This is a genomic window from Bacillus sp. BD59S (assembly GCF_007363175.1).
In the GTDB taxonomy this organism is placed as follows: Bacteria; Bacillota; Bacilli; order Bacillales; family Bacillaceae_G; genus Bacillus_A; species Bacillus_A pacificus.
In genome coordinates this window covers 1,702,070-1,719,001 of sequence record NZ_CP034686.1, presented here as the reverse complement: position 1 = coordinate 1,719,001, position 16,932 = coordinate 1,702,070, and the positions used below count along the sequence as shown (strand labels likewise).

16 protein-coding genes are annotated in these 16,932 nt (G+C 33.7%); 3 read left to right on the top strand and 13 right to left on the bottom strand.

Features of this window, described 5'->3' with window-relative positions:
* Positions 1-292: 292 nt before the first annotated feature.
* The 3 genes from EKQ63_RS10875 to EKQ63_RS10865 form a co-directional block, all read right to left on the bottom strand.
* Complete coding sequence (locus EKQ63_RS10875) at positions 293-712, bottom strand: VOC family protein (protein WP_000750836.1); 420 nt, start codon at positions 710-712, stop codon at positions 293-295.
* An 83-nt stretch (positions 713-795) separates the two neighbouring features.
* On the bottom strand, positions 796-2,154 hold the full coding sequence (gene brnQ, locus EKQ63_RS10870; protein ID WP_087952925.1) for a branched-chain amino acid transport system II carrier protein: 1,359 nt from the start codon (positions 2,152-2,154) through the stop codon (positions 796-798).
* Positions 2,155-2,394: 240 nt separating this feature from the next.
* Complete coding sequence (locus EKQ63_RS10865; protein ID WP_000522524.1) at positions 2,395-3,087, bottom strand: FMN-dependent NADH-azoreductase; 693 nt, start codon at positions 3,085-3,087, stop codon at positions 2,395-2,397.
* A gap of 293 nt (positions 3,088-3,380) precedes the next feature.
* Here EKQ63_RS10865 and EKQ63_RS10860 point away from each other — a divergent pair, with 293 nt between their 5' ends.
* The gene (locus tag EKQ63_RS10860) at positions 3,381-4,346 is read left to right on the top strand and encodes an arsenic resistance protein (RefSeq protein WP_143881027.1); all 966 of its coding nucleotides are present in this window, start codon (positions 3,381-3,383) and stop codon (positions 4,344-4,346) included.
* A 126-nt stretch (positions 4,347-4,472) separates the two neighbouring features.
* On the opposite strand, the gene EKQ63_RS10855 is transcribed toward EKQ63_RS10860, so the two are convergent.
* Both EKQ63_RS10855 and topB read right to left on the bottom strand, forming a co-directional pair.
* The gene (locus tag EKQ63_RS10855) at positions 4,473-5,720 is read right to left on the bottom strand and encodes a DUF4153 domain-containing protein (protein ID WP_143881026.1); all 1,248 of its coding nucleotides are present in this window, start codon (positions 5,718-5,720) and stop codon (positions 4,473-4,475) included.
* Between the two features lie 269 nt (positions 5,721-5,989).
* Positions 5,990-8,134 (bottom strand): DNA topoisomerase III, encoded by a 2,145-nt coding sequence (gene topB, locus EKQ63_RS10850; RefSeq protein WP_143881025.1) that lies wholly within the window; start codon positions 8,132-8,134, stop codon positions 5,990-5,992.
* Between the two features lie 334 nt (positions 8,135-8,468).
* On the opposite strand from topB, the gene EKQ63_RS10845 reads away from it, so the two are divergent.
* Complete coding sequence (locus tag EKQ63_RS10845; RefSeq protein WP_087994496.1) at positions 8,469-9,014, top strand: hypothetical protein; 546 nt, start codon at positions 8,469-8,471, stop codon at positions 9,012-9,014.
* A 110-nt stretch (positions 9,015-9,124) separates the two neighbouring features.
* Here the strand turns inward: EKQ63_RS10845 and EKQ63_RS10840 are convergent, their stop codons facing one another.
* A complete protein-coding gene (locus EKQ63_RS10840) occupies positions 9,125-10,408 on the bottom strand; it encodes an aminopeptidase P family protein (RefSeq protein WP_143881024.1) in 1,284 nt (427 codons plus the stop codon).
* 181 nt (positions 10,409-10,589) lie between these two features.
* Here EKQ63_RS10840 and EKQ63_RS10835 point away from each other — a divergent pair, with 181 nt between their 5' ends.
* Positions 10,590-10,820 (top strand): DUF896 domain-containing protein, encoded by a 231-nt coding sequence (locus EKQ63_RS10835; RefSeq protein ID WP_000789788.1) that lies wholly within the window; start codon positions 10,590-10,592, stop codon positions 10,818-10,820.
* Positions 10,821-10,867: 47 nt separating this feature from the next.
* Here EKQ63_RS10835 and EKQ63_RS10830 read toward each other — a convergent pair whose 3' ends face one another.
* From EKQ63_RS10830 to EKQ63_RS10800, 7 genes are all read right to left on the bottom strand, one after another.
* Positions 10,868-11,347 carry a CcdC family protein gene (locus EKQ63_RS10830; protein WP_087952933.1) on the bottom strand — a complete coding sequence of 160 codons (480 nt, stop codon included), beginning with the start codon at positions 11,345-11,347 and terminating at the stop codon, positions 10,868-10,870.
* 15 nt (positions 11,348-11,362) lie between these two features.
* Complete coding sequence (locus EKQ63_RS10825; protein WP_087952934.1) at positions 11,363-11,758, bottom strand: DUF2871 domain-containing protein; 396 nt, start codon at positions 11,756-11,758, stop codon at positions 11,363-11,365.
* Between the two features lie 145 nt (positions 11,759-11,903).
* Entirely contained in the window at positions 11,904-12,299 is a 396-nt protein-coding gene (locus EKQ63_RS10820) for a cytidine deaminase (protein WP_000358524.1), read from the bottom strand.
* A gap of 33 nt (positions 12,300-12,332) precedes the next feature.
* Complete coding sequence (locus tag EKQ63_RS10815) at positions 12,333-13,634, bottom strand: pyrimidine-nucleoside phosphorylase (protein ID WP_143881023.1); 1,302 nt, start codon at positions 13,632-13,634, stop codon at positions 12,333-12,335.
* 36 nt (positions 13,635-13,670) lie between these two features.
* Positions 13,671-14,852, bottom strand: a complete 1,182-nt coding sequence (locus tag EKQ63_RS10810) for a NupC/NupG family nucleoside CNT transporter (RefSeq protein WP_000876168.1) — start codon at positions 14,850-14,852, stop codon at positions 13,671-13,673.
* 102 nt (positions 14,853-14,954) lie between these two features.
* On the bottom strand, positions 14,955-15,626 hold the full coding sequence (gene deoC, locus EKQ63_RS10805; protein ID WP_088327269.1) for a deoxyribose-phosphate aldolase: 672 nt from the start codon (positions 15,624-15,626) through the stop codon (positions 14,955-14,957).
* Between the two features lie 309 nt (positions 15,627-15,935).
* Positions 15,936-16,883 (bottom strand): DNA-binding transcriptional repressor DeoR, encoded by a 948-nt coding sequence (locus EKQ63_RS10800; protein ID WP_087952935.1) that lies wholly within the window; start codon positions 16,881-16,883, stop codon positions 15,936-15,938.
* Between the last annotated feature and the right edge of the window lie 49 nt (positions 16,884-16,932).

Sequence of the window (16,932 nt, the reverse complement as noted above, 5' to 3'; positions counted from 1 at the left end):
TTTACTTCCCGAGTTGGATTCTCGGACGAAATATTAACCTGATTAAATATAATCTTCTATACAGTATAACTATTTATTTCTCTCTCACCTCTAAACTTCTAATACAATAGTAACTACCTTCATAGATACAACTTACATTTTTAAAGTAGATTGTTATTATATCATAAAATATATTTATGTAAGTTCCTGAAGAGGAAAAGTTATCGTGAATCATTTGTGAAGAAAGTGTGAAATGCATAAATAAAAAAGGTATTACGTTATTACGTAACACCTTCTTAAAAATATCCTTCTTCTATTTCTCTTCCGGATAATCACAATACTCTATGATTGTTCCCTCTGTATCCGCTGGATTAAGATAGATTAATCTTCTGCCGTGTTTATTAATTCGAAGCGTATGCTCTAACGTTCGAATGTCTTGTTCTTTCAATTCCTCTAAAGCTACATCTAAATCATCTACTCGATATGCAACGTGATGAACACCTTTACCTTTTTGTTTTATAAATCGGGCAATTGGTGACGTGGTGTTATTTGTCGGCGCAAGCAATTCAATTCTATCTCCATCCACTTCAAGAATGGCTACTTCACTTTCAACACCAGGCGCTTCACTTACGTAACGATCTATTAAAGTTCCTGACAACACTTTTTCATAAAAACGTATCGTACTATCTATATCTCGAACTGCGATGCCGATATGATCAATTGTTTTTTTCATTTTATTTCCCCTACTACTTTATTTTTTCTCATTATTAATAGTAACAAAAAAAGTTATAGAAACAAGTTCTATAACTTTTTTATTTAACCTATTTTCTTATCCGCTCTAGTTGCTGGTTGAACTTGATTTTTTGCTTTTACAACGCTAATGCCATATCCGATAAATCCACCGATAATCGCTGGGAAGATCCAGCCTAATCCTACTTCCTGCATCGGAAGGAATTTAGTGAACACTTGGCTTACTACTTCAATGTTAACTCCAGCTGCACTTAATCCATCGAATAAGCTGATGATAAATGTTACGATTAAGCTCACTTGATAAACTTCAGCTCTTCCTTTGAATAATGAATGGAAGAATGTTAAGAAAATCAATACGATTGCTAGTGGATAAATTGCTGTTAATACTGGAACAGAAACTGCGATTAACTGTGTTAATCCTACGTTTGCAACAATTGCACTAAATACACATAGCGTGATTGCAATTGCTTTGTAAGGAACATTTGGGAATAACTTATGGAAGAATGAAGAACATGCTGATACAAGTCCCACACTAGTTGTTAAACAAGCTACTGTAATCATTAACCCTAATAATACTCCGCCATATGATCCAAAATAGTAGTTAGAAACTTTCGCTAATACTTCTCCGCCGTTCTCTAAATGTCCAAGCTTTGCAACACTTGAAGCACCCATATAAGAAAGTGCTGTATAGATAATTGCTAAAATAGATGCTGCAATGATTGTTGCTTTTGCACAAACGACCATAATTTGTGTTTTCGTTTTTGCACCTTTTTCTTTAATTGCATTAATGATGATGATTCCGAATACGAATGATGCAAGCGTGTCCATCGTTAAGTATCCTTCTTGGAATCCTTTAAAGAATGCATGTGATGTATAAGCTTCAACTGGTGCTTGCATTTCTCCAATCGGATGAATAAAAGCAACGATTACTAAAATACCGATGAAAGTTAACTTAATTGGCGTTAAGATTTTTCCAACAATATCGACAATTTTCGCAGGATTTAGCGAAAAAAAACAAGTGATGCTAAAGAATACAATTGTGAAAAGAATTAAAGGTGTAGAACCTAATCCCTCTGGCATAAACGGTTTAAGACCAATTTCATAAGAAACATTTCCTGTTCTTGGCATTGCAAATAACGGGCCAATCGCCAAGTATAAAACTGTTGTAAACACAATCCCGAACACTGGGTGAGCACGACTTGCTAATGACTGTAAATCATCTTTACCCGAAAAACCAAATGCTAGTACACCTAGTAATGGTAATCCAACACCTGTTACTAAAAATCCAGCGTTAGCAATCCATACATTTTCTCCTGCCGATTGACCAAGCATTGCCGGAAAAATTAAATTTCCTGCTCCAAAAAATAGTGCAAATAACATTAATCCAATAACTACTATGAACGAAAACGGTACTTTATTCGCCATAATATAACCCCCATTCAAATTTCCTTATCTCATTTTCCAATTTTAACTAATTGAATTTTCTGAATATTTAATTTAATTATCAACTATTCTTGAACTCATTATAGTTTGCTATATAATATTTTGCAATACTATTTTCAAACTTTTCTTTTATTTTATAAATATACATTTTTTAACATGAAAAATAGACTAAAAAACCAACATGGTCATCCATGTTGGTTTTTCCATTTTACTATCAATTAATTAAAATTTCGCCGCTACTTTCTTAACGTTCTCTAGACCTTCTTCAACAATTTGTTGTGAGCGATCTGGATATTGGTTGTGCCCTTCAATTACAACAGTCTCTGGATTTGTAATGCCCCAGAATCCAAGTACAGTTGTTACGTAATTAACTGCCATTTCCATAGGAGCCATTTGTTCTGAAGAGTAATCTGAACCACGAGCACCTAACACAACTACTTTCTTACCACCAGCTAAACCTTCTGGGCCATTAGCTGTATATTTAAACGTTTTTCCAGCTTGAGATAAGTATGAAATATATGTGATTAATGGTGCTGGTACTGTAAAGTTCCATAATGGGAACGCAAATACAACTTTATCAGCTTCTAAAAACTGATTTAAATATTGATCTACTGTAGCAACTGCCTTCTCTTCTTCAGCTGTTAACTCCATACCTTGGCTACGTTTGTATCCACCTGAAATAGCAATATTTCCGTAATAAGGAAGATCTAATGCAAATAAATCTAACTCTGTAATTTCTGTATTCGGATTTGCTTCTTTATAAGTACTTACAAATGTTTCATACATTTTTGAACTAACTGCTTGCTCCGCTGGACGATCGTTTGCTTTTACAAATAATACTTTTGACATTGTTTTATTCCCCTCTACTTTTGTATTTTCTTCTTTTTTACCAAATAACGAGCTAAATAATCCCATTTTTTCCACCTAAACTTTCTTATCATATTCATTATTCATCATCACAAAAATTCTTATTCTAATAAAAAGTTCCAATAGATACCTTAAGTAAAGATACAAAAAACTTTTTGTTATTTAATTACCTTATGTAAGTGATTGTAATATAGCCACTTACTTTAGTCAAGTAGCTTTTAATAAAAAAATAAATCTCAAATTAAAAACATTAACTAAAATACAATTGAACACCAAATACACCTCTATTACTTGTATAATAAAATTAGAGAGGAAAATTCATATTTAGAAAGGATTTATTCATGAGCACTATAGAAAAAATTCAAACTTTTATTTTTCTTTTTGCTGTTACATGCGGCATTATACTCGGGCAATTTAATTTCATACATATGTATTCAGACAAATTTATTGTTCCCTTCTTATTTTTCATGCTATATGGATTATTCCTCAGCATCCCATTAAAAGAAATAAAAAACGGATTTCGCAATTTAAAATTTGCTGGAACAAGTCTTACTATTAACTTCTTATGGACTCCTTTACTCGCTTGGGGATTAGGAGCACTATTTCTTTCAGATCACCCAGCACTTTGGGTTGGATTTATAATGCTAATGGTTACTCCATGTACAGATTGGTACTTAATCTTTACTGAAATAGCGAAAGGAAATGTAGCACTTTCCACTGCGATTTTACCTGTAAATTTAATTTTGCAAGTACTACTACTTCCCATTTATTTATTTTTATTCGCTGGTGTCATGAAGACTGTAGCCGTTTCTGTTTTAATAGAGAGTATTGTTATCGTAATCGTCTTACCATTTTTACTTGCACACGCTACAAAATTCATTATGAATAAACTGAAAAACGCTGAAACGCTTGAGAATAAACTCATTCCGTTTTTCAGCTCTGCCCAAATTGTATTTTTAAGTTTAGCAATCGTAGCGATGTTTGCATCACAAGGTAAATATTTACTACAAAATATGAATGTCGTTTTATTATTACTCATTCCTGTTCTATTGTTCTTCATCATTAATTTTGTACTAGGACAATTTATCGGGCGCGTTATGCGTTTATCTTATAAAGATACAGTAAGTCTAAACTTAACAACGTTAGCAAGAAACTCACCTGTTGCACTCGCTATTGCTGTAACAGCTTTTCCAGATGAGCCTCTTATTGCTCTCGCATTAGTTATTGGACCATTGATTGAGTTACCGGTACTTGCTTGTGTTTCGCAAGTTTTGTTGCTTATTAAGAAAAAACGGCAATATATATAATAAAAAACGTCCTACTTTGGGACGTTTTTTATTATCAAGAAATTATAGGATGAACGATAATTATCAATTCTAAAGATTTTATACGTTATAGAAGAATTAACTTGTCGTTACATTAACAAAACCTTCCTAATTAAAAATTATCGGAAACGTAAATATAACGAAAGCTGCCCAAAGTCCGTAAATTGGCAAATACTTCGTAACGGCATCTTGGATAGCTGTCGGTCCTGATTTGTTTTGCAAAAAACGCATATAGGAAAACATAACCCAAATTAAATTTGCCCAGATCAGTATGTTTACCCCTAACACAGCAAGTCTATTAGGTGTAATCCCGTAAGAAGAAAGTCTGAATATGATGGCTGATAAAGCGACAGTGTCAATAATAAGCGCCAGAACAATTAAGGAAAAATTTATATAGTCTGAAATGTTCTTTTTCTCATCTGAATCACTCTCAACGATAGAAAATATAGTAACAGCCAATACACCAAGGAGTATTCCGTTAAAGGCCATTAAGAAATTGCGGTCCAAGAATGGATTTTTCCCGACCCAAATTACCGTTATTAGATAGATAAACAATGTAATCAAGACAAGCGGACTAAAAATTTTAGATATGTATGGTGTAATATTTTTAGCAAGTTTAAGATTCAATGATACTAAGTATGCAGCCACTACAGCGAGAGCGGCAGCTCCAAATAAAACAACATTACTAAAATAGAATTCTCCTATATCCAAGTCAACAAAGCTAAATAATCGCATGGTGAATACTGCTAGTATCATTCCACTCACTGCCATGCTCGCGTAGAGAAGACCATATTCTAAATTAAATTTAATATAAGCTAATCTTGTACTACCTTTTGAATATTCATTTCCGGTAAACGCAAGCCCTACTAAGACCCATAACAATATAGGAAGATGTAAATAAACAAGAATACTACTGTCTTTATAATTTAATGGCAACATATTAAGATACAAACCGGCAATTAAGAACAGCGCTGCAAGGAAATAAATAATACTTTTTTTCGGGGTATTATTGTAAACAAAATAAGCAGCGATAAAGGGAATTACACCAAAAGCTAGGTTAATTGGAGCAATTGCTTCCTGCTCGACAAAGTGGAAAATGATTCTAGTGCTTAGCCCAGCTAGAATAGCTAACATGCCCATGAATAAGAAACCTTTTTGAAACAGTGATATTTTTTCTGCATTTGTCTTTCCCTTGAAATGCAACCTTTCATACCAGGCAGCTAGCACCTGAGAATCAGAGTTTTCATCCCATGCTTGTGAGAATGACTTTTTAAAAGCTTTCGGGTTTTTTCTATACATTCTCTCCAACTCATGAGGGTTATCCATATTTTCAATAATCAAATTGTGATTGTTCATAGTTTTACCCCCTCTAATAAAAAACAGCGTTGTTACCTTTCTATAAAAAGCATCTCACTGATTTATCATGATAATGATTTTAATACACATTTTATTGTTTTACAATAAATAATTATCAATTATAAAGAATTTTTTATTGTATATTTTATTTCAAACAAAAACAAATAGCACTCCTTATTCAAAAAAATATCCTATAGAATAGACTTTTTTAAGTGTCTATTCTATAGGATACATTTTAATTATCATATTTTTTTATTTGTTGAAACAACTCAATTCTCAAACACAAAATTAATCTTATTATCTTTCCACTCTAACTTCGCATCAAATGTTTTCTCGCCCTTTTTAAAGCCTTTAATTAAATCTGTCTTTTCACCTTTTAAGAGCTTTGTCATATTCTTTTGCGAGATTGTTTTACTTAATATTTTCTTCGAGATGGTAAAGTCACATTGTGTCGTGTTGTAATTAGAACAGCCGTAAAACGTTGACTTATCAATTACATCGCCATCACATTTTTTACAGCTACCAACCTTTTTACCTGTTGTAAATTTCGAGCCTTTTCGTTCAATCGATTCAACATGTAATCCAGTGAAATCCCACTTCTCAGACATTTCAACTGCATCTTCTATAATTTTAGCTGATAACTTTTTCGTCTGTTCCATAAAAGTAGCTGGTGATGCTGTACCTTCCCCAATTTCTGCAAGACGTTGTTCCCATTTTGCAGTCATTTCCGGTGAAGCTAGTATTTTATCACCGATTGCGGTAATTAATACTTTTCCTTTATCAGTCGCATACACTTGGTTTTTCTTCACATCTATATATTTACGGTCTTTCAGCATCGTAATAATTCCTGCACGAGTCGCTTCTGTACCTAAACCTTCTGTTTTCTTTAATACTTTCTCTAGCTCTTCATTCTCTAAATACTTACCAGCTGTTTTCATTAACGTAATAAGTTGTCCTTCTGTATAACGCTTCGGTGGTTGTGTTTTTCCCTCTTTCACTTTCACCTTTACAACTTTTCCTTCTTCACCTTCAGCTACAATTGGAAGAATGGTTTCGTCATCTTTATCGTCTTGGAAAATAACTTTACGCCATCCTTCTTGAATTTGCTGTTTTCCTTTTGAAATGAATTCAGCACGTTCATCTACAAGCGTTACAATCGTTGTATAGTCAAAAATCGCAACTTCATAGTGGGCTGCTATAAGTCTTCTTACAATCATATCGTAAATTTTCTTTTCATCACCTGATAGTCTGCTTGGATTTGTAACTTGCTCTGTCGGAATAATTGCATAGTGATCTGTTACTTTCTTTTCATTCACATAACGCTTATTGTTCATAATCGATTCAACCGGAGCTGGTAATAAACCTTTATATTCATCAAATTGACTTAACTTCTGTAAAATATCAGGGAATGTCGCTGCTTCACCTTGGGTCACATAGTTGGAATCCGAACGAGGATAAGAAACAATCCCTTTTTGATATAGTGCTTGCGTTATATCAAGCGTCTTTTTCGGTGAAAACTTAAATGCTTTATTTGCCGTTGCTTGTAGTGATGATAAGTTAAATAAAAGCGGCGGCTGAAACTCTTTACGCTCCGTTTTCATCTCTTTTACTACAGCCGGTTTACCTTGGCAAAATGCCGCAATTTTATTCGCCATATCAGGGTCTTTTAAGCGGGATTCACTATCCTTCTCCCATTTCCCCTCATACTTCTTTCCTTCTATATTAAAGGTTGCGAACACTTCCCAGAACGGCTCTGACTTAAAGTTTTCTATTTCTTTTTCACGCTTTACGATTAACGCGAGTGTCGGTGTTTGTACACGACCAGCTGAAAATACATCATTCATTCCTTTTTTCTTTAACAAAATACTAAACACACGTGATGCATTCATACCAACGACCCAATCCGCACATGACCTTGTATACGCCTCATAGTACGTATTGATTGTATCTGATTCGTCAAGCAAGTTTTTAAATCCTTGGTAAATAGCTTGCTTCGTTAAAGAGGAAATCCAAAGACGCTTCATCGGCTTTTGTACGTTACAAAGATTAATAATGTTTCGTACAATTAATTCCCCTTCGCGCCCAGCATCGCCCGCATGAATAATTTCTGTCACCCCAGGATTATGTAACAGCTGTTTCACAACGTTAAACTGTTTATACTTCGACTTTGTTACTTCAAATTGAAATCGTTCAGGAATCATCGGTAACGTATGAAGTGACCATTTTTTCCACTCTGCGTGATAATGTTCTGGATTACATAACTGCGTCAAATGACCAATTGCCCATGTACAGTACGCTCCATTTGGAAATAACTCATTCGCTTCTACTTCTAAATATCCATCTTTCCGGCGATATTTAAATTGTGAAACAAGAGCCAAACCTTGATCTGGTTTCTCGGCAATAATTAATTTCATTTTATAACTCCCTATCTGTATTCCAGTGTTACTTTCATTGTCTATCTGTTTATAAGCGATGATAAAACAACAATCTTATTTATCATTCGCGGGTTACCCCGAGTAATGGGATAACTATAATATTATACGCTTATTCTTTATTGCTTCACAATAGAAACTCATCATATAACAATTTCTTTCACATGCTCACAAATAAAAAAGGAGCTCAAAAAAATCAAGCGCCTACTTGCTTACATTTATTAAATTGTGCAGATAATTTGCAGATATAAATAAGCATAAGAACTCTCCATATGAACATATGATGAAATGAATGATAGGACAGGGAGGTATCATAATGTTCGCTTACACATTAACAGCCTTAACACTTTGTTGTATCTCGATTCTTATTACATCATATATGTCTAAACATAAGGGTACCCTAATGGAGTATATGGTATTTATTATGTCTTTTAGTATGAGTATCGGTTTAAGTATCGGTTTTTATTTCGGTATTCTTTTTAAAGGAGAATTACTCTATTCTACTTTGCTTGCTATATTAATTAGTGGTTGTATCGGTTTTTTAGTTGGTCTACGTTTTCACCTGTACACTGCTTTAGAAGGAATGTTCTCTGGATTAATGGCAAGTATGATGGGAGCAATGATTACAGAAATGCTAAATGCTCAACAAGCTCATAGTATACTGTTCATTAGTCTTTTACTTACTATAACGATAACTATGTCATGTATGATTCAGCTTTTATCAGAAATCTTTTCTGCTTTTATTCAACGGCGTTTTTTGTTATTACTTTCAATTAGTGTGGTAATTATCATTGTCGTATTCGTGACATTCCCAGATCATACTCCCCCATCTTCATCCGGGCATAATCAACATATACATTGACATTTGGAATATAATTGACTTTATAAATTGAAGATGCTTTTCGAAGAAATATCGCGGTTTCAAATGAACAAAATAAAAAGACGCTCAAACTTGAGCGTCTTTCCCAATCGTTATTTCGTAACAACCTCATCTTCTTTTACATGTACATTATTTTCTCTCATAAACTCTTCAATCTCTTCCACTTCTCTAATGATATCTTTTGACAAGTTTTCGTATCCGTCTTTCGTTACAAGAATATCATCTTCAATACGAATACCAATTGATTCTTCTTCAATATAAAGACCAGGTTCAATTGTAATAACCATACCTTCTTCTAAAACTCTATCTTTGTATGTCCCTACATCGTGCGTATCTAAACCAAGGAAATGACTGACACCATGATAATAATATTTAGAAAGCTCTTCGTCTTCTTGAATTAAACCAACCGCTTTACACCCTTCTGCAAGTACTTTTTTAGCATGCTCATTTAATGCAGCGAACTTTAAGCCTGGTTTAATAATCTCTGTTGTTTCTTTCAATGCTTTTAATACAATATTATAAATTTGTTTTTGGCGACTAGAGAATGTTCCATTTGCCGGGAATGTATAACTAATATCAGCGTTATAGTAGTCTTTTTGAGCACCTAAATCTAGTAATACTAAGTCACCATTTTGAATTTGTGCATCATTATCTTCATAATGAAGAACTGTAGCATTTTTCCCACTCGCCAAAATTGTATTGAACGCATGATGCTTAATGCCAGATGACTTCAGTGTGAAATCAAACTGGGCTTCTAATTCATATTCCATCATGTTTGCTTTTGCATGCTTAAGTACGTTGTAAATACCGTCTTTCGTTACAGCAATCGCTTCTTTCATAATTTCAATTTCTTCTTCTGTTTTAAACACTCGTAATTCACAAATATTTGGATATACATTACTAATTGTTACGTGCGGGTATTGTTCTCTTACATGTTTAGCAAACGCTAATGTTTTTGTCTCTGTACCATTCCACTCACGACGCTCTAAATCTAAAAATAGATGCTTCACATTTTCTGTAAAAAATATATTTGACATTGTCTTTTCAAAGCTATCTAAATATACAACTTTCTTTATACCTGAAATTTTCTCTGCCTCTTCGCTAGAAACTGTTTTACCGACCCACTTTTCCATTACTGGATCTGACTTTTCAATGAATAGTGTTTCTTCAACACTCTTTCCAATTTTCTTCAACATGAAAATAACATTTGGTTCATCGATTCCTGTTACATAATAAAAATTCCGATTCGGCACAAACTTATAATGTGCATCCGCTGACATATGAGGTGCTTGTCCAGCAAATAAAATTGTAATTGATTCATCTGGTAATGTGTTTACTAATCGTTCTCTATTTTGAGCAAAAAATGTTGATTTCATAATAATCCCCCTAGCGTTCTATGTATGATTAAAAAAATAATTATCTAATCAATTCATTTTATTATTGTTACAATTTTTCGTCAATTTTTAACCTTTTTAGATGTTGTTGACATAATTAAAATTAAACGACTATATATTAGTAAGTAACTAATATTATTAAATCCAACTAGAGGTGAAACAAATGAAAAACATTTTATTCCGTATTAACGAATTATCAAAAAAAGAAAAAGTATCTGGATTAACAGTTGATGAAAAACAAGAACAACAAATGTTGCGTCAAAACTATACACAAACATTTCGTGGAAGCTTAGATTCCATTTTATTAAACACAAAAATTGTTGATCAAAATGGTCTTAACGTGACACCAGCTGCATTACAAGATGCTCAAATACGTTTAAAATTAAGCAAATGAGTTCTACGCTAAAGAATTTCAATAAAACATAAAAAGAGCTGGATTTCCTATATAGAAATTCCAGCTCTTTTTATTGTCTTTTCTAATTTAGTAAACGAACGATACATCGTAATTCTCCACGACACAATCATCGCAAATGCGAGTAAGAAAAACATTCCACTTAACTCCGCTAAATCAATTGATTGACTTAAATATGATTTCATTACTACTCGCACTGCTAATAATCCAACTAAAATAAATATGAATGCTTTTGACGGTTTCATATATATATGTTCATTTCTTATTTCAAACTTCGTTGTTTTAATAAGAAATATAGAGAAAATAAGTCCTATACTAATCGCCTCTACTATTTCTAACGATGTTAATCGAAACGCTGGTAAGAAGTACATCATTGCGCCAGTACTCATAAAAATTGGCGGCAATATTATTTTCTTTTTCGTTACCGGCTTTTTCGCTGCTTTCAAGCGAAGAAACATTACCCCAACAGCCATACAAACTGCTACAATACTTGATAAAAGTGCTATCATCCTCTTCACTCCTATCTATTTAACAGACTTTTTGAGCAAAATCATAAACCAAACGAGCCCGATACTTATAATAACGTGACCTAATCCAGCCATATGGCTTAAACCGTTAAAGTCAGTTCCATTTACTTGTAGAAGACCTCTCCATAGCATTGTAGCAATAGTAAAGATTACTCCTACATTATAAACAACAAACCATGCACAAAAGCTCTTTGATTCTTGCATTTGAAACACTTTAAATAAAGCGAAAGCAATTAAAAAGAATACGAAACCGAGCACTAATACATGTGTATGCACCAATTGCAACATTGTGGACCCTTTAATCCCTTGTGCTTTCGAGTATTCTCTTGCAAATACTCCTGATAATAAACCGATAATTAAGTAAATGAATGCTGCATTATATAATTTCTTCATTCTATTCCTCCTGCTGTAAACTTTCCATATTCGCTGCAATCATTTTACGCAAAGTTTATGAACGGAATATGAACAAAATATTACATTCAATATTTAAATATAAAAAAACATTCCACAATTCATATTTGTGGAATGTTTTTTCAACTTATTTTAAATCTTCTATTGAGAAAGCACCTGGCAGTAACTGCTCAACAGTTACTTCTTTTTCATCGCCTTTTACATTCGTTAATAATACAGGCATTTTCGGATCACAGAATTCAGCGATTACTTGTCTACAAGCACCACACGGTGAAATCGGTCCGTCCGTTTCTCCTGTAATAACTAAGTAACTAAAGTCGCGCTCACCTTCTGATACTGCTTTAAAGATCGCTGTTCTTTCTGCGCAGTTACATAAGCCATAAGAAGCATTTTCTATATTACAACCAGTATAGATTTTACCTTCTTTCGTAACTAACGCTGCACCAACAGGAAATTTTGAATACGGAATATATGCTTTTTCTAACATCTTATTTGCTTCTTCAATATATTTTTTCTTATCCATATTATTTCCCCCTCAAAGTAAGTGTAATGATGATTAGTCAGTAATAACTGTATGCACTAATTTAGGAGCCTCTGCTGTTTCAGCGATAGAAATGTTCTCATAAATTTTAGCTTTTACATCTTCTACATTTTCGCGATTTGCATAGATTGTTACGAATGGCTCGCCTTCTTTTACTGCATCGCCCACTTTTTTACGTAACATTAGTCCTACCGCTAAATCAATTTCGTCTTCTTTCGTTGCACGGCCAGCACCAAGTAGCATAGCTGCGATACCGATTTCATCTGCAACAATGTTATAAATAACACCTGAAGTTTTTGCAGGTACATCAATTACATACTTCGCTTGTGGCATTTTTTCTGGATTGTCTACAATTGAGCTATCTCCGCCTTGATTGCTTAAGAACTCTTTAAACTTCTCAGTTGCTTTTCCGTTCTTCATCACTTCAATTAACATTTCACGAGCTTCTTCTAATGTATTTGCTTTTTTCGCAAGTACGACCATCTGACTTCCTAATACGAGTACTAATTCTGTTAAATCTTCTGGACCTTCACCTTTTAACGTATCAATCGCTTCTTTCACTTCTAGAGCGTTACCAATTGCAAAACCAAGTGGTTGTGACATATCTGAAATAACAGCCATCGTTTGACGTCCTACATTATTTCCGATACGTACCATTGCATGTGCTAATTCTTTTGCATCTTCTTCTGTTTTCATAAATGCGCCAGCACCTGTTTTCACATCAAGTACGATTGCGTCAGCACCAGCTGCAATTTTTTTACTCATAATTGAACTTGCGATTAAAGGAATTGAGTTAACCGTTCCTGTTACATCGCGTAATGCATAAATCTTTTTGTCTGCAGGTGTTAAGTTTCCTGTTTGCCCAATAACAGCTACTTTGTCACGGTTTACAATATCAATGAACTGCTCTTTCGTAATTTCAACGTGGAATCCTTCTACCGCTTCTAATTTATCAATTGTTCCGCCCGTATGTCCTAAACCACGACCAGACATTTTTGCTACTGGTACATCTAAAGCAGCTACTAATGGTCCTAGTACTAATGTTGTTGTATCACCAACACCGCCAGTTGAATGTTTGTCTACTTTAATTCCTTCAATTGCTGATAAGTCGATTGTTTCTCCGGACTCCACCATTGCCATCGTTAAATCTGCACGTTCGCGATCTGTCATATCTTTAAAGAAGATTGCCATTGCAAGTGCACTTACTTGATAATCAGGTATACTTCCGTCTGTATATCCATTAATAAAGAATTTGATTTCTTCAGTCGTTAATTCTTTACCGTCACGTTTTTTCGCAATAATATCTACCATTCTCATTACAATCACCATTCCTTTTTATATGATATGAATCTATTAAAATAATAAGCCTACGATTGTTGCTGATAAGAAACTTACTAATGTTGCACCGAAAAGTAATTTCAAACCAAATCTTGCGACTACATTCCCTTGCTTTTCATTTAAGCTCTTAACCGCTCCTGCAATAATTCCAATTGAAGAGAAGTTTGCAAATGAAACTAAGAATACAGATATAATCGCTGTCGTTCTATCTGAGAAATTAAAGTTTCCTTGTGCTAAATCTGTCATAGCGACAAATTCATTCGATACTAATTTTGTTGCCATAATATTTCCGGCATTAACAGCTTCATGCCAAGGTACACCCATAATAAATGCAAATGGCGCAAATACATAACCAAGAATTTCTTGGAATGAAATACCGATTACACCTTTAAATACGGCATTAATGAATGCGATAAGAGCAACGAAACCAATTAACATAGCTGCTACTGTAATCGCAACTTTAAATCCGTCTATAATATATTCTCCTAATACTTCAAAGAAAGTCTTTTTCTCTTCCTCTTGTACTTCTAACATATCTTCTTCTTCAGTAACTTCATAAGGGTTAATGATAGAAGCGATAATAAAGCCACCGAATAAGTTAAGCACTAAAGCGGTTACAACATATTGCGGTTTTAATAACACCATATACGATCCAACGATAGACATTGAAACGGTAGACATTGCAGATGCACATAATGTATACATTCTTTTCTCTGGCAATAATCCTAGTTGTTTCTTAACTGAAATAAACACTTCAGATTGTCCTAAAATTGCAGAAGCAACAGCGTTATATGATTCTAGTTTCCCCATTCCATTTACTTTACTTAATGCTAAACCGATAGATTTTACGATAATAGGTAACACTTTAATGTGTTGCAAAATACCGATTAAAGCTGAGATAAATACGATTGGCATTAATACACTTAAAAAGAACGAAAACTCTTTTTGATTTACTAATCCACCAAATACGAAATTCACACCGTCAGCGGCATATTTTAATAGCTCTCCAAAACCATCTGCTATTCCGCTAATTAATATATTCCCTATACTTGTATTTAATAATAAAAACCCCAAAATGAATTGTAATATAACCATCGTTATGATTGGGCGATATTTGACTTTTTTTCTATCATTACTAGCAAGCCAAGCGATACCTAAAATCAATACGAGGCCAAAAATACCAATTAAGTATTTCATAAGCCGTCTCCTCCCATTCGTATCCGCTTACATTCTTTTCAATTGTTAAAGCAATAGATACACTTTACTTTGTGTATCTATTGCTTTTGACATCATTAATGATTAGTAGTTATCTGTAGCACCTTTTGCATCATTTAATACGATTGCAACACTAGCACTTGCTCCAACGCGAGAAGCTCCAGCAGCTACCATTTTTTCTGCATCTTCACGTGTACGAACGCCACCAGATGCTTTTACACCAACGTTTGGTCCAACTGTTTTACGCATTAATGCGATATCTTCAGCAGTGGCTCCGCCAGTTGAGAATCCAGTTGAAGTTTTTACGAAATCAGCACCAGCTTTTACTGATAATTCACAAGCGCGTACTTTCTCTTCATCTGTTAATAGGCAAGTTTCAATGATTACTTTTACAAGAGCTTTTCCTTTTGCTGCTTGTACTACTTCATAAATGTCTTTTTCAACAAGTTCGTTATCGCCATCTTTTAAAGCGCCTATGTTGATTACCATATCAACTTCAGTTGCACCTTTTGCAATCGCATCTTTTGTTTCAAATGCTTTTGTTTCAGTCGTGCTTGCTCCTAATGGGAAACCGATTACAGTACAAACATCTACATCATGTCCAGCTAATTCTTCAGCAGCTAGCTTTACCCATGTAGGATTAATACAAACAGAAGCGAATTTATATTCCTTTGCTTCTTCGATTACTTTCATAACATCTTCTTTAGTAGTATTAGCTTTTAAAATTGTATGGTCAATTAACTTTGCAATGTTCATTATCTTCACTCCTCATATCTTTTAACAACTTCATTCTAACCCTTAGTTGAACAAATGTAAATACACTTTTGAAATTTTGTTCATTCTTTTCAAAAAGGATTTTCCCTGTAGTAAGTAAAGCTCATTTTAACTAAGAAACGCTTACTATTTAAAATCCAAACTTTTCTATTAACAATGGTAGTATGTATCTCAATATCCATAATTATTTTTTAAAAAGGATATTTGTGTTCCAAAAAGGACTTCTATACTTCATACATAACGAAATAAAAGGCTTTCTCAAAATTAATATCTTGAGAAAGCCTTTTATTTTTAACCTTTTTGATAATGCAACAATTCTTTAGCCGTATGTTGATCGATAATTAATACATTTGCATACCCACCACGTAACGCACCATCAATTGCTTTTATTTTTCTATTACCACCTGCAACTAAAATAGAGCGTTTCTTTAATTTCAGTTCCTCTAGCTCAATTCCAATTGTACGCTTATTAATTTCTTCGCTACTAATATTTCCGTCTCCATCAAAGAAACGTGAACAAATGTCACCGACCGATTGTTTTTTGAGTAAATTTGTTTCATCCTTATCGAAATAACCTAATCGAAATAATAGCGCTTCGTCTCGCACTGTTCCTACAGTAAAAATTGCAATATTCGCTTGTTTTCCCATTTCGATAATGTGATGAATATGTCGATCCTGCTCTACTAATTCTTTTGTAACTGCATTATCAAATATAACTGGAAGAGGTAGATTTCTAGGCGTCGTTTGAAAAGCATCTGCAAATAAAGCTATCGTCTCATTCGCATATGTATTTACACTCGAATGACTAATACCACCTTTTAGCTGGACAACTTCTACACCTTTTACATGTTGCGGTACGATTTTTCTAGCGATTTCATACATCGTCATTCCCCAGCTTACACCAACGATATCACCATTTTTAACCGTCTTTTCCATATACTCAGCAGCATATTTACTTATATACTCTGTAATCGTTGCATATTCTGGAACAGGTGAAAATACGACATGCGCCTCTAACAAGTTGTACTTTTCTTTCAGTAAATTTCCAACGTTATCTAAATCAGCAAATGGATCAGCTATACTAATTTGGACAAATCCTTTTTCTTTCGCGTATTTTAATAATCTAGAGATCGTCGGTCTTGAAATATTTAATTTATTAGCAATTTCTTGCTGACTATAATCTGATTGATAATATAATCTTGCAACTTCGACACTTAATTGTTGTTTATCTTTATCCATAGTAACTCATTACAAATCCCTTCCTGTATTTCCCTTTCGTTACAAGCAT

What these genes read in the sequence shown, in the direction of transcription:
- EKQ63_RS10875 (WP_000750836.1), bottom strand. Translation starts at nt 712, where the DNA reads ATGAAAAAAACAATTGATCATATCGGCATCGCAGTTCGAGATATAGAT.
- brnQ (WP_087952925.1), bottom strand. Translation starts at nt 2,154, where the DNA reads ATGGCGAATAAAGTACCGTTTTCGTTCATAGTAGTTATTGGATTAATG.
- EKQ63_RS10865 (WP_000522524.1), bottom strand. Translation starts at nt 3,087, where the DNA reads ATGGGATTATTTAGCTCGTTATTTGGTAAAAAAGAAGAAAATACAAAA.
- EKQ63_RS10860 (WP_143881027.1), top strand. Translation starts at nt 3,381, where the DNA reads ATGAGCACTATAGAAAAAATTCAAACTTTTATTTTTCTTTTTGCTGTT.
- EKQ63_RS10855 (WP_143881026.1), bottom strand. Translation starts at nt 5,720, where the DNA reads ATGAACAATCACAATTTGATTATTGAAAATATGGATAACCCTCATGAG.
- topB (WP_143881025.1), bottom strand. Translation starts at nt 8,134, where the DNA reads ATGAAATTAATTATTGCCGAGAAACCAGATCAAGGTTTGGCTCTTGTT.
- EKQ63_RS10845 (WP_087994496.1), top strand. Translation starts at nt 8,469, where the DNA reads ATGTTCGCTTACACATTAACAGCCTTAACACTTTGTTGTATCTCGATT.
- EKQ63_RS10840 (WP_143881024.1), bottom strand. Translation starts at nt 10,408, where the DNA reads ATGAAATCAACATTTTTTGCTCAAAATAGAGAACGATTAGTAAACACA.
- EKQ63_RS10835 (WP_000789788.1), top strand. Translation starts at nt 10,590, where the DNA reads ATGAAAAACATTTTATTCCGTATTAACGAATTATCAAAAAAAGAAAAA.
- EKQ63_RS10830 (WP_087952933.1), bottom strand. Translation starts at nt 11,347, where the DNA reads ATGATAGCACTTTTATCAAGTATTGTAGCAGTTTGTATGGCTGTTGGG.
- EKQ63_RS10825 (WP_087952934.1), bottom strand. Translation starts at nt 11,758, where the DNA reads ATGAAGAAATTATATAATGCAGCATTCATTTACTTAATTATCGGTTTA.
- EKQ63_RS10820 (WP_000358524.1), bottom strand. Translation starts at nt 12,299, where the DNA reads ATGGATAAGAAAAAATATATTGAAGAAGCAAATAAGATGTTAGAAAAA.
- EKQ63_RS10815 (WP_143881023.1), bottom strand. Translation starts at nt 13,634, where the DNA reads ATGAGAATGGTAGATATTATTGCGAAAAAACGTGACGGTAAAGAATTA.
- EKQ63_RS10810 (WP_000876168.1), bottom strand. Translation starts at nt 14,852, where the DNA reads ATGAAATACTTAATTGGTATTTTTGGCCTCGTATTGATTTTAGGTATC.
- deoC (WP_088327269.1), bottom strand. Translation starts at nt 15,626, where the DNA reads ATGAACATTGCAAAGTTAATTGACCATACAATTTTAAAAGCTAATACT.
- EKQ63_RS10800 (WP_087952935.1), bottom strand. Translation starts at nt 16,883, where the DNA reads ATGGATAAAGATAAACAACAATTAAGTGTCGAAGTTGCAAGATTATAT.